Annotated in this window: 10 protein-coding genes; 3 read left to right on the top strand and 7 right to left on the bottom strand. The window is 46.1% G+C overall.

Annotated features, from left to right (window positions below):
- The first annotated feature begins 209 nt into the window (after nucleotides 1-209).
- Entirely contained in the window at nucleotides 210-1697 is a 1488-nt protein-coding gene (locus tag DBX26_RS04705; RefSeq protein ID WP_065296572.1) for an aldehyde dehydrogenase, read from the top strand.
- Nucleotides 1698-1791: 94 nt separating this feature from the next.
- Here the strand turns inward: DBX26_RS04705 and DBX26_RS04700 are convergent, their stop codons facing one another.
- The 7 genes from DBX26_RS04700 to DBX26_RS04670 form a co-directional block, all read right to left on the bottom strand.
- A complete protein-coding gene (locus DBX26_RS04700) occupies nucleotides 1792-2334 on the bottom strand; it encodes a cupin domain-containing protein (RefSeq protein WP_118119749.1) in 543 nt (180 codons plus the stop codon).
- Between the two features lie 42 nt (nucleotides 2335-2376).
- Nucleotides 2377-3219, bottom strand: coding sequence for an ABC transporter permease subunit (locus DBX26_RS04695; RefSeq protein WP_014231260.1), 843 nt, complete (start codon nucleotides 3217-3219; stop codon nucleotides 2377-2379).
- Nucleotides 3216-4133: a putrescine ABC transporter permease PotH gene (potH, locus tag DBX26_RS04690; protein ID WP_118118020.1), complete on the bottom strand. Its 918-nt coding sequence runs from the start codon at nucleotides 4131-4133 to the stop codon at nucleotides 3216-3218. Before potH ends, DBX26_RS04695 begins: the two co-directional genes overlap by 4 nt.
- A complete protein-coding gene (gene potG / locus DBX26_RS04685) occupies nucleotides 4130-5272 on the bottom strand; it encodes a putrescine ABC transporter ATP-binding subunit PotG (protein ID WP_065296570.1) in 1143 nt (380 codons plus the stop codon). Before potG ends, potH begins: the two co-directional genes overlap by 4 nt.
- A 49-nt stretch (nucleotides 5273-5321) precedes the next feature.
- The gene (locus DBX26_RS04680; protein WP_065299361.1) at nucleotides 5322-6431 is read right to left on the bottom strand and encodes an extracellular solute-binding protein; all 1110 of its coding nucleotides are present in this window, start codon (nucleotides 6429-6431) and stop codon (nucleotides 5322-5324) included.
- A gap of 44 nt (nucleotides 6432-6475) precedes the next feature.
- Nucleotides 6476-7825 carry an aspartate aminotransferase family protein gene (locus DBX26_RS04675; RefSeq protein ID WP_020332830.1) on the bottom strand — a complete coding sequence of 450 codons (1350 nt, stop codon included), beginning with the start codon at nucleotides 7823-7825 and terminating at the stop codon, nucleotides 6476-6478.
- Nucleotides 7826-7946: 121 nt separating this feature from the next.
- On the bottom strand, nucleotides 7947-9278 hold the full coding sequence (locus tag DBX26_RS04670; RefSeq protein ID WP_118118018.1) for a glutamine synthetase family protein: 1332 nt from the start codon (nucleotides 9276-9278) through the stop codon (nucleotides 7947-7949).
- A 409-nt stretch (nucleotides 9279-9687) separates the two neighbouring features.
- Here DBX26_RS04670 and DBX26_RS04665 point away from each other — a divergent pair, with 409 nt between their 5' ends.
- Together DBX26_RS04665 and DBX26_RS04660 are read left to right on the top strand one after the other, a co-directional pair.
- Nucleotides 9688-11076 carry a glutamine synthetase family protein gene (locus tag DBX26_RS04665; protein WP_014231254.1) on the top strand — a complete coding sequence of 463 codons (1389 nt, stop codon included), beginning with the start codon at nucleotides 9688-9690 and terminating at the stop codon, nucleotides 11074-11076.
- Between the two features lie 35 nt (nucleotides 11077-11111).
- Nucleotides 11112-12389: an FAD-binding oxidoreductase gene (locus tag DBX26_RS04660; RefSeq protein WP_020332828.1), complete on the top strand. Its 1278-nt coding sequence runs from the start codon at nucleotides 11112-11114 to the stop codon at nucleotides 12387-12389.
- Nucleotides 12390-12421 lie beyond the last annotated feature (32 nt).

Here is a 12421-nt window from a genome sequence, read left to right as displayed (position 1 = left end):
GATTTCTCTACATTCACTATCTACGTTTTGATTAGTTTATTTATCAAACTTTTCGTTCACGGCTATCAATTAGCTCGATTCAAGCACGATTTTTTAACTTTAACGCAATGGAGAGAAAACAGCGTTAAACCTTCTTTGCATATTTAATCGCTAAGCAGGTTTAGCACTTCATCAGGAATACAAAGACATAAAAGGAATAAGGACACAGAATGGACACTACAAACTGGCATGATAAAGCCACTGAGTTGAGGTTTAATACACAAGCCTACATTAACGGAAAACTCACTAACGCTATCAGCGATGATACCTTCGAGATTATTAACCCAGCAACGGGGAAACACCTCGCTCATGTAGCGCGTTGCCGTGAGGAAGATGTCGAGATTGCGGTTAAAGCCGCGCGTGATGCTTTTCATTCCCGAGTGTGGGCAGGACTGCCACCAGCGCAGCGTAAAACGGTATTACTCAACTACGCCAAGCTTATCGAACAACACCAAGAACAGTTCGCTCTTCTGGAGTCTTTAGATATGGGAAAACCCATTTCTGATGCCATGGGATACGATGCGCCAGCCACCGCTCGATGCATACAGTGGAACGCTGAAGCGATTGATAAAATTTACGATGAAGTCGCTCCCGTGACCGAAGAAGCGCTCGCGCTGGTGACAAGAGAGCCTTTAGGCGTCGTCGCCGCCATTGTTCCTTGGAACTTCCCTACCGTGATGGCGGCTTGGAAAATTGGCCCGGCACTCGCCACTGGTAACTCAGTCATCATCAAACCATCGGAAAAATCGCCTCTCACCGCTATTTTACTCGCAGAATTAGCTTCTCAAGCCGGGATTCCCGACGGTGTACTTCAAGTTCTACCAGGCTTTGGTCATGAGGCAGGGCAAGCACTAGCGCTTCACAACGACGTCGACTGCATTACTTTTACTGGCTCTACGGCTATCGGGAAGAAATTATTGACCTTTGCTGGTGAATCTAACCTCAAGCGAACCTTTATGGAATGTGGAGGCAAGAGCCCTCATATTGTCCATTACGATGTAAAAAATATTGAGAAAGCGGCTGCCACCGCAGCAAGTGCGATTTGCTATAACCAGGGCGAAGTCTGTACCGCTGGCTCTCGTCTTTTGGTTCACTCATCCATCAAAGATCAATTCATCAATCTACTAATGAAGAACATGGACAAATGGCAACCTGGCGATCCTCTTAACGACAGCTCTCGTGTTGGCGCGATTGTCGATAAAGCTCAGTTTGAACGCGTACTCGATTATATAGAGGTAGGCAAACAGGAAGGTGCAACACTTCGATTTGGTGGCCAACCCGTTCTTGAACATACAGGCGGCTACTTTATTCAGCCTGCTGTCTTCACAGACGTAACACCTGACATGCGTATATTCAAAGAAGAGATATTTGGTCCTGTGCTTTGTGTGACGACATTCGACACGATTGATGAAGCGATCGAGCTTGCCAACGACAGTGAATATGGCCTTGCTGCAGGCGTGTGGACTTCCGATATTTCCACTGCGGTAAAATGCTCTCGCGCGCTACGAGCCGGTACCGTATTTGTGAACAACTGGGATGGTGGAGATATGACAATGCCGTTTGGCGGGTACAAACAAAGTGGTAACGGCAGAGATAAGTCTTTACACGCCTTAGATAAATACACCGAAATCAAATCGACATGGATCGAACTTGATTAGTCTTTTTGTCTCATAACCGCATTCACCGTGACTAAAAATGCACCGTGATTAAAAATGGCCTCGTAACAGAGGCCATTTTTTCGAAAGCGATTATCTAAAACGTTGGTGGCGTCGAAGCGCTTATCAACTCACACTCCACCTTGCCTTTATTGCGAAATCGGTGTGGCTTACGCGTCTCAAAATAGTAAGAATCACCGGCTTTCAGTACCTGAGTGCGACTGCCTACTGTGATCTCTATTTCTCCACGAATCACCACGCCGCCTTCTTCACCTTCGTGCTGCATGAAATCAGTGCCGGTATCAGCACCTGGCGGGTAGACTTCATGCAATATAGCAAGTTTGCGACCTTCTCGTTTCGCACCCACTAACATCAGGTTAATCTTGCCATCGCCTAAATCCGTCATCTGTTCCGGACTAAAAAAGATGTCGTCCTCACATTCAACGTCTAAAGTGAAAAACTCACCCATTGAGATGGGAATCGCTTCCAGTATCTTTTTTAGAGATCCAACGGAAGGGTTCACAAGGTTCTGTTCAATTTGAGAGATCATGGAGTTCGTCACGCCGCTTCTCTTCGCAAGCTCTCGTTGGGATAAACCACGCATGGTTCGGATCGTCTTAAGTTGCTTGCCTACATCCATGTCTCTATCCATGTATCTCTCCTAATTTGTCAGCGAATGCCTCTACTGCTGGCTCATTTTTGCCTCTTGTAATCGCCGTTTCTCCGCTTTAGCGAGTACCCACCACGCAATAAAGGTGGCACAGGATACCGCTAAAATAATCAACGTCGCGAGGGCATTAATTTTAGGACTAACGCCTAGTCTAACGCTGGAGAATACCACCATTGGTAGCGTTGTAGCACTCGGACCAGATACAAAACTCGCAATCACCAGGTCATCGAGTGATAACGTAAACGCCAGCAACCAGCCTGCAACAATAGCAGGAGCAATCGTGGGTAAGGTAATTTGCAGAAAGACCTTCCAGGGCGGAGCCCCCAAATCCATTGCAGCCTCTTCAATTGAGCGATCGACCTCTTGTAACCTGGAGCTAACGACTACCGTAACGTAAGCCGTGCAAAACGTAACATGTGCAATCCAGATAGTCATCATTCCGCGTTGATTAAATAAATCAAACACTTGCCCCATCGCAATGAAGAGTAGCAGTAAAGACAGGCCGGTGATCACTTCTGGCATCACCAACGGCGCCGTGATCATAAACGCGAATCCGGTTTCACCTCTAAATTTCCCGAAGCGATTCAGGACAAACGCCGCGATAGTCCCCAGCACCACAGCGGCGCTGGCAGAGAGAAAACCAATTAACAAGCTCAGCTTTACCCCGCCCATTAATAAGTCATCGTCAAATAACTCTGAATACCACTTAAAAGAAAACCCAGACCAAACGGTCACTAAGCGGTTTTCATTAAAAGAATAAATAATCAAAATCAGAATGGGTAAATAGAGGAAAGCAAAACCTAACCCTAAAACCATCCACTTCCATTTGTTGTTGTAAACTGGAATATCGTTCATCCCTGTACCTCCAATTCACGTTTTTGATAACGGTGGAACCAAAGAATTGGCACCATTAGTATGAGTAACATCGTGGTGGCAACGGCCGAGGCAACAGGCCAGTCTCGGTTATTGAAAAACTCTTGCCATAACACTTTGCCGATTAGTATTGAATCTGGCCCGCCGAGCAGTTCAGGAATAACAAACTCCCCTACCGCAGGAATAAAGACCAGCATGGAACCGGCGATAATACCGGCGCGGGTTAAAGGAATTAAAACACTAAACAATGTGGTGATTGGTTTCGCGCCTAAATCACTCGAGGCTTCTATTAGTGAATAATCGACTCGCATCAGCGCGGTGTACAAAGGTAAAACCATGAAAGGCAGATAGGTATACACAATGCCGATATATACGGCGACGTCGGTATACAATATCTTCAATGGCTCGTCAATCGCCCCAATGGTTAGTAGCACGTTATTAAGTAATCCATTGTTTTTGAGGATACCTATCCAGGCATAGACTCGAATCAAAAAACTCGTCCATGAAGGCAGAATGATCAGCATCAGCAGGACGTTACGCGTCGACGGCGTTGAATGCACAATAGCCCAGGCAATTGGAAAACCGACCACTAAACACAGTAACGTTGAAATGAATGCGATACGTATCGACTCTAAATAGGAAGACACATACAAATCATCTTCCAACAAATATTCGTAGTTACCGATATTCAGCAGTAGCTGCAATTGCTGCTCGGCGTAACTGAGCAGTTCAGAATAGGGAGGAATCGAGACCTGAGCCTCGGCGAAGCTGATCTTAAATACGATCAAAAATGGGAGTAAGAAGAACAGTAACAACCATCCATAAGGGACAGCAAGCAGTAAGCACTTGGGCGTGGGTATGACACGCCAGATATCGAGTTTGGCTTTCTTTATCATATTTTAAGTACCACGCAGCTTTCCATTTCCCAACTTAGCGTGACCTTCTGTTCCCACGTCGGCATGTCTTTTCTCAAGCGAGTGGTATTTTGTAAGGTTGCCGTGACTAATTTTCCAGACGGTAAACGCACGTGGTAGATAGATTGATTACCCATATAGGCAATATCTTCAACGATCCCTGTGCAGCTGTTGACCGAATGATTGCTATGTGTGCTCAACGCCATTTTCTCTGGCCTAACCGCAATCATCACGGGTACCCCTGTCACACCAGAAATGCCTTCATTAATACAAATCGGGTGTTCAAGATCCTGACTGCGGACGGTGCAACTGTCGTTTTGATTATTTTCCAATATGCCTTCAAAGATATTTACGGTGCCGACAAACTTGGCAGAGAATTTCGAATTCGGGTGCTCATAGATCGATTCTGGAGAGCCAATTTGCACAAACTGACCTTTATTCATAATCGCCATTCGACTGGCCATGGTCATGGCTTCTTCTTGATCGTGTGTCACCATCACACAAGTCACCCCCACACGCTCTAAGATATCCACCACTTCGAGTTGCATTTTTTCTCTTAAGTTTTTATCTAAAGCGCCCATTGGTTCATCCAGAAGCAGCAGTTTTGGCTTTTTCGCTAAACTACGAGCCAGTGCAACACGCTGTTTCTGACCACCAGAAAGTTGATGAGGTTTGCGTTTGGCATAGTCAGACATATGGACCAGCTCTAGCATCTGTTTGACGGTTTGATTGATTTCTTGGCGTGACATACCGTCCTGCTTTAAACCAAATGCAATATTGTCTGCAACGGTCATATGAGGAAACAGCGCATAGGATTGGAACATCATATTGACCGGGCGACGATACGGAGGTATCTCGGCAAGATCTTCTCCATCTAAAATAATCTGCCCTGCTGAAGGTTGCTCGAAGCCAGCAAGCATTCTCAGCAACGTTGATTTTCCACAGCCCGATGCGCCAAGCAGGGCAAACAGTTCACCTTGATTGATCGTCAAATCCAAACCATCAACGGCGACGTGACCATCAAAGCTTTTGGTGAGCCCTTTGATTTCTAATAAAGGTTTTGGCGGGTTAGAATCCACATGCATATGAGGAAGATCATTACAAATTGACATCACTGTCATGGCACTCTCCATAAAAGAGGCGACCCTAGGGTCACCTCTTTGTCTCTATCTAGTTTTTAACAAAATCAGTCCACGCACGAGTCATCGCACGAGCGGTTTTATGAGGTAACATTTTTGCGCTGTAGAGCTTCTCTTGTGTTTCCTCATTAGGGTAGATGCCTGGATCATCCAGAATCTCACTATCAATAAACTCACGTGACGGCGGGTTTGGATTCGCGTACCAAACGTAGTTACTGATTTCAGCGATGATTTCTGGTCTTAACAGGAAGTTAATGAAAAGGTGGGCATTTTCTGGATGCTTAGCATCTTTAGGAATGGCCATCAAATCAAACCAAGCTAAAGCGCCCTCTTTCGGAATTGAGTAAGCAATCTCAACACCGTTATCCGCTTCTGCCGCCCGATCTGCCGCTTGAAGAACATCTCCGGACCAACCGATCGCGACACAAATGTCACCATTGGCTAAGTCATTAATGTATTGCGAAGAGTGGAAGTAAGTGACATATGGACGGACAGTTTTGAGTAACTCAAGCGCATCCTTTTTGTAATCATTCGGATCCGTACTATTTGGATCTTTGCCAATGTAGTTCAGCGATGCCGCCATGATCTCTGATGGCGCATTCAAAAAGCCCACACCACATTTCGCCAGTTTTTCCATGTTCTCTGGTTTAAACACCAGATCCCAGCTGTTGACCGGAGCATCCTCTCCAAGTGCCGCTTTGACCTTCTCGACGTTGTAGCCAATACCTGTTGTACCCCAGAGGTAAGGCACCGAATAAGCATTCTCAGGATCGACGGTGTCTGACAAGATTCCCATCAGTTTTGGGTCTAGGTTTTTATAGTTGCTGAGCTTTTCTTTATCCAGCTTCTGAAAAGCGCCCGCTTTTACTTGTCTGCCCAAAAAGTCGTTACTCGGGACAATAAGGTCGAAGCCAGTGTTGCCTGATAGAACTTTTGCTTCCAGGACTTCATTAGAATCAAAAACATCGTAGACAACCTTGATACCCGTTTCCTGCTCAAATTTGGCGATGGTATCTTCAGCTATATAATCAGACCAGTTATAGATATTGAGTACTTTGTCTTCCGCAGCAATTGATGTTAACGGGGCGAACCCAAGAGTCATCCCCAACGCTACCCCACAATAAACCTTCATTTTCTCCATTTGGATCTCCATTCCTTGGTGAGTTTTGGTATTGTTCTCGTCGGCTACTGCTGAACGTCGGCGAGCGTGTTATCTAAAGCCAGTTTTGCAAGTGCAACTAGTTCGTCTATTTCTGATTTAGTGATAATCAGTGGTGGAGAACAGATCATTGAGTCTCCGACGGCTCTCAATACCACGCCACTGTTAAAACAATGGTCGCGGCAACGAGTACCCACATCTAACTCTTTATCGAAGCGTTGTTTGGTTTGTTTGTCTTTAACAAGCTCAATTGCACCGACCAGGCCAACGCTACGCGCTTCACCAACCATTGGGTGCTCAGCGAGCTCTGCCCAACGTTTGGCAAAATATGGACCGGTCTCTTCTCGTACTTGATTAACAACGCTGAGACGCTGCATCTCTTTAATGTTGGCGATGGCAACCGCACAAGAAGCAGGATGACCTGAGTAAGTAAAACCGTGTGCGAATTCCGTATCTGCATCGGTGAGTACTTTGGCAACATGATCACGAACCATCACACCACCTAGCGGCAGGTAACCTGATGTGATCCCTTTCGCCATACACATAAGATCTGGCTTTATGTTGAAGGTCTGACTTGCGAACCATTCGCCAGTGCGGCCAAAGCCACAAATCACTTCATCAACAATCAATAGAATTTCATATTTGTCACAAATACGTTGGATTTCAGGCCAGTAGCTTGACGGTGGAATAATCACGCCACCAGCACCTTGAATAGGCTCTGCAATAAAAGCAGCGACATTTTCTTCACCGAGTTCTAGAATCTTCTCTTCTAGCTGCCTTGCACGCTCTAAACCAAATTCGGTTTCATCGACGCCATTTCCTTCACCAAAATAGTAAGGTTGATCGATGTGCACGATGTTAGGTAAAGGAAGACCACCTTGCGCATGCATCGCAGACATGCCGCCGAGACTTGCCCCCGCCATAGTGCTGCCGTGGTAAGCATTTTTACGGCTGATGATGGTTTGCTTTTGCGGTTTACCAAGGCTACTCCAGTAGTGACGAACCATTCTCACTACCGTGTCATTACACTCAGAACCTGAGCCCGTATAGAACACATGGTTCATGCCTTCTGGCGTGACCTCGGCCAATAAAGTAGAAAGCTCTACCGCTGGTGGATGTGCGGTTTGGAAAAACAAATTGTAGTACGGCAATTCTTGCATTTGCTTTGTCGCGGCATCAATAAGAGGCTGACAGCTGTAGCCCATATTCACACACCATAAGCCCGCCATACCGTCGAGGATTTTGTTGTCATCCTCGTCATAGATGTAAACCCCTTCCGCGCGCTTAATAATGCGAGAACCTTTGTCATTTAACGCCTTGAAGTTAGTAAAAGGGTGCAAGCAATGTGCACTATCTTGCTCAATCCATTTAGACATAGTTTCATTCCATGGTTTATTAATAACGTGAGCACTACTTTCCCTTTATCCGCAAAGATAAATGGTTCGACGGTAACGTTCGCTAGGAGAAAGTAGCTTTCACTTGGTAATTAAGTTTGACTTATACGTTTAAGAGTAAGAACTCACGCTCCCAAGAGCTGATAACTTGAAAGAACGTTTTGTACTCTTTTCGCTTAATTGCCACATAAGCAGAAACAAATCGATCACCGAGAATTTCTCTCAGCTCGTTACTGTTTTCCAGCAGCAATAACGCATCTTCCAATGTATGAGGCAGTGAGTAAGGTTCTGTCGTCATGTCACCTGTACTCTGCGGTGTCGGGGTAAGTTTTTCTTTCATACCCAAGTAGCCACAGGCCAATGACAATGCCATCGCTAAGTAAGGGTTTGCATCCGCACCGGCGTAACGGTTTTCAATCCGGCGGGCATTTTTATCAGAGACCGGAACTCGAAGCCCAACCGTGCGGTTGTCTTCTCCCCAAGCCACGTTGGTAGGCGCTGACTCGCCGAAGACCAGTCGACGGTAGGAATTGACGTTTGGCGCAAAAAAGGCAATCGCTGCCGGGGTATATTTTTGCATGCCAGCAATATAATTGAGGAAGAGTTCGCTGTTAGAGCCGTCTTCATTGGCGAACAGGTTCTTGCCGTTCACGTCCACCAAACTTTGGTGAATGTGCATTGCACTACCAGGTTCATGCTCCATTGGTTTCGCCATAAACGTGGCATAAACATCGTGGCGCAATGCGGCTTCTCGTACCGTGCGTTTAAAGAGAAACACCTGATCTGCCAAATCTAACGGTTCACCGTGATCGAAGTTCAACTCCATCTGAGCGGCACCCGATTCATGAACTAATGTATCAACGTCCAGGCCTTGCGCCTCACAGAAGTCATACATATCTTCAAAAATAGGATCGAATTCATTCACAGCATCGATACTGAAGGATTGTCTGGCCGTTTCTGGTCTCCCATTTCGACCAATCGGCGGCTCAAGCGGATAGTCCCAGTCCAGATTTTTCTTAACCAAGAAAAACTCTAGCTCAGGGGCCACTATTGGGTTCCAACCCTCTCTTTCGTAGAACGATAAAACACGATGTAATACCGCTCTTGGGGAAACTTCTACTGGCTCACCATCCACTGTGAAACAGTCATGAATTACCTGACCTGTTGGATCTTTTGTCCATGGAACTAACCTAACCGTATTTGGATCTGGCTCGAGATTCATGTCTTTCTCGGTAAGATCAATCATGCTTTCATCGTCTGGCCAGTCACCGTTTACCGTCTGGAAAAAAATCACTTCGGGAAGATGCATCCCTCCTTCTCGAAGAAATTTTTTGGCGGGCATAATTTTGCCTCTTGCGTTACCAGTAATGTCAGGGATAAGACACTCGACTTCAGTAATACGGTTTTCTTCAATCCATTTCTTGAATGTTTCCATAAATCCTTCTTTGCAATAATTTCGGTCCATGAAATACAGCTTTATGTTTACAGCTTTGCGTCCGCTCAAAAACGGCGAACAACAAAATAACACTCGTATGTTTTTCTAATCCCAACTACCGAACCAATCGGGTTGAGTACAAAATCGCCCGTTGCTAACCCACGTCAAAAATCATGGATGTATCAATAAGCCCTATTTAGCATTGTGCCTAACTCGCCCAAAAGTCAACCAATCTGTTAAATATTTTATATCAAGATACAGCATCGGTGAGGTTAAAGTTACAAATGTGTTGCAATTTTCTAAACAATGTGTGTATGTTTAATAGGCAAGTAAAGCTGTCTGCGGGGCATTCCTGAGCCCATATAGAACAAGGGATTATTACGTTTAACGCCAAGGAGGCACAGCGGATATGACTAGTCTTGCCAATCAACCGATTAACATTGACCGACTAAAAACCAAGCAAGAGCAGCAAGAAATTGCTCATTTTATCGAACAAAATCCAAACATCACGACGATTGATTTGATTCTGTTCGATATGAACGGCGTCGTCAGGGGAAAACGGATCAACACCGCCCAACTCAGCAAAGTCCTGGAGCAAGGTATCTGTTTGCCTGCGTCCGTTTTTGCACTGGATATCTGCGGCGAAACCGTCGAAGAGACCGGATTGGGATTTGAAAAAGGCGATGGTGACCGTATTTGCCGTATTGTGCCAAACTCATTGCAGGTCGTACCGTGGCAAGAGAATAGCGCCCAAGCCATCGTTACGATGTACGAGCCCGAGACGAACCAACCTTTCTTTGCTGACCCCAGACACGTCCTCGATCTTCAAGTAAAAAAACTGAAAAGCAAAGGCTTTCATCCGTGTGTCGCGGTTGAGTTAGAGTTTTATTTGCAGGATCCTGAAACCGATGATACTGGCTGCCCACAACCCCCTCTGATGCCAGTTAGCGGCGAGCGAATGACACAAACGCAAGTCTATTCACTGGATGAACTCGATGAATTTAAAACTTTTTTGGATGAAATCGTAAGCGCATGTCAAGAACAAGGCATTCCGGCAGAAAACATCACAGCCGAATATGCACCGGGGCAATTTGAAGTAAACCTAAAACATTCCACCGATGTATTGCTTGCTTGTGACCATGCCATGCTACTAAAACGTGTCGTTCGTGCGATAGCGAAGAAACATGGATTTCATGCCAACTTCATGGCTAAACCTTATACCGAATATGCAGGCAGCGGTTGCCACGTTCACATCAGCTTGCAGGACGCCGATGGGATTAACGTGCTTGGGTATAATGACGATTTACTGCTCAATGCCATTGCTGGTGTCTTAGAACACATGGATGAATGCATGGCGATTTTTGCTCCCAATGCCAACTCCTATCGACGCTTACAACCGAATATGTTCGTACCAATGCATGCTTCATGGGGGTGGGATAACCGAACGGTTGCCGTACGTGTGCCAGCCAGCGGCGAAGAAGACAAGCGAATCGAGCACCGTTTATCAGGTGCCGATGTTAACCCTTATCTTACTGTGTCTGTTTTATTGGCATCCATCCTAGACGGCATTGAAAACAATCTGGTACCGCCAGCGCCAATAGACGGAGACGCAACTCAGCTCGATCTGCCGACTCTGCCAAGCTCTTGGGACAGCGCTTTACATGCCTTCTCAGCAAGTGAATTTATGCAAAACAGCTTTGGAGAAGAGCTTTGCAAAGTTTACCTCGCCAACAAAAAACACGAGCAGGAAAGGTTTTCGGCTCAAGTTTCACCACTTGAATACCAATGGTACCGATAAGTATTGAATCAAGATTAGAAGAAAAGGATGTCAAGATGAGTACGAAGCATACCCTCTCTTACTATGCTGCATCAAAAAACCAAGATTTGCGCTTTCCTACGTTGAAAGGAAGCCACGTTGCCGATGTGTGTATTGTGGGATCTGGTATAACCGGAGCAACAGCGGCATTGGAACTCGCCAACAAAGGCTATAGCGTCATCGTATTGGAAGCCAATCGTGTCGGTTGGGGGGCATCAGGGCGCAGTGGCGGACAGGCAATTTTTGGCTGGGCTTCAGAGCAACATACACTTGAAAAGCTGGTCGGTGAGTCTGACGCCAAGAAACTTTGGGAACTGTCCATCGAAGCGCTCGCTCTGACCAAAAACAATATTAAAAAGTACAATATTGACTGTGATTGGCGGGATGGCATGGTTCATTTGGGCATGAAATCGCGTCATGACAAAGAGCTAAAAGAATGGTATGCCAACCTGACAGAACGCTATCAATATGACTCTCTTGAACTGTGGGACAAAGAACAAGTCAGAGAGAATATTGATAGCGACAAATACACATCCGGCATGCTTGATCGCAATAGTGGTCACTTACACCCATTAAACTACACGCTTGGCTTAACTAATGCCGCCCAAGCCGCCGGAGCTCAGTTCTTTGAAGAAAGTGCGGTGATTAAAATAGAGCACGGCGACCCTGCTACTCTATTTACCAAGCATGGTGAGGTGAAAGCGAATCACGTTATTCTTGCGTGTAATGCTTATATGGAAGGGTTGGAAAGCTCGCTGGAAAACAAAGTCATGCCCGTGGGTACCTACATCTGTGCCACAGAACCACTTGAAGAAGACCTAACCAATAAACTGATGAAAAACCGTATCGCGGCGAGTGACATCAACTTTGTACTCGACTACTTCCGCTGTTCCGGTGACAACCGGATGCTATTTGGCGGACGGGTCAGCTACTCTGGGGTTGCACCATTTAATTTAGAAAAGGCGATGCGCAACCGGATGGTAAGCATATTTCCTCAATTGACTAACGCTAAAATCGATTATGCGTGGGGCGGTAACGTGGCGATCACCATGAATCGCGCCCCTCACTTTGGCCGACTAAAACCCAATGTTTATTTTGCACAGGGGTTCTCTGGCCATGGCATTGCGGTAACAGGCCTGGCAGGCACTTTAATGGCCGAGTGTGTTGCAGCCACCTCTGAGCGCTTTGCCATTTTTGATAAAGTGCCTCATATGTCATTCCCCGGCGGACGTTTACTCCGGACCCCTGCACTTGTTCTGGCTATGTCTTACTACCGGGTTCGCGACTTGCTTTAAATATGACGTCAAAGGGCTTCAGCTGCGCAATC

Origin of the sequence: Vibrio sp. dhg (assembly GCF_003443775.1) — a bacterium.
Taxonomy (GTDB): domain Bacteria; phylum Pseudomonadota; class Gammaproteobacteria; order Enterobacterales; family Vibrionaceae; genus Vibrio; species Vibrio natriegens.
The sequence above is the reverse complement of the archived record's forward strand: the minus strand, read 5'-3'. Positions and strand labels throughout refer to the sequence as shown.

Bases quoted from the DNA above. Each gene is read 5' to 3' on its own strand.
- DBX26_RS04705 (WP_065296572.1), top strand. From the start codon at position 210: ATGGACACTACAAACTGGCATGATAAAGCCACTGAGTTGAGGTTTAAT.
- DBX26_RS04700 (WP_118119749.1), bottom strand. From the start codon at position 2,334: ATGGATGTAGGCAAGCAACTTAAGACGATCCGAACCATGCGTGGTTTA.
- DBX26_RS04695 (WP_014231260.1), bottom strand. From the start codon at position 3,219: ATGAACGATATTCCAGTTTACAACAACAAATGGAAGTGGATGGTTTTA.
- potH (WP_118118020.1), bottom strand. From the start codon at position 4,133: ATGATAAAGAAAGCCAAACTCGATATCTGGCGTGTCATACCCACGCCC.
- potG (WP_065296570.1), bottom strand. From the start codon at position 5,272: ATGACAGTGATGTCAATTTGTAATGATCTTCCTCATATGCATGTGGAT.
- DBX26_RS04680 (WP_065299361.1), bottom strand. From the start codon at position 6,431: ATGGAGAAAATGAAGGTTTATTGTGGGGTAGCGTTGGGGATGACTCTT.
- DBX26_RS04675 (WP_020332830.1), bottom strand. From the start codon at position 7,825: ATGTCTAAATGGATTGAGCAAGATAGTGCACATTGCTTGCACCCTTTT.
- DBX26_RS04670 (WP_118118018.1), bottom strand. From the start codon at position 9,278: ATGGAAACATTCAAGAAATGGATTGAAGAAAACCGTATTACTGAAGTC.
- DBX26_RS04665 (WP_014231254.1), top strand. From the start codon at position 9,688: ATGACTAGTCTTGCCAATCAACCGATTAACATTGACCGACTAAAAACC.
- DBX26_RS04660 (WP_020332828.1), top strand. From the start codon at position 11,112: ATGAGTACGAAGCATACCCTCTCTTACTATGCTGCATCAAAAAACCAA.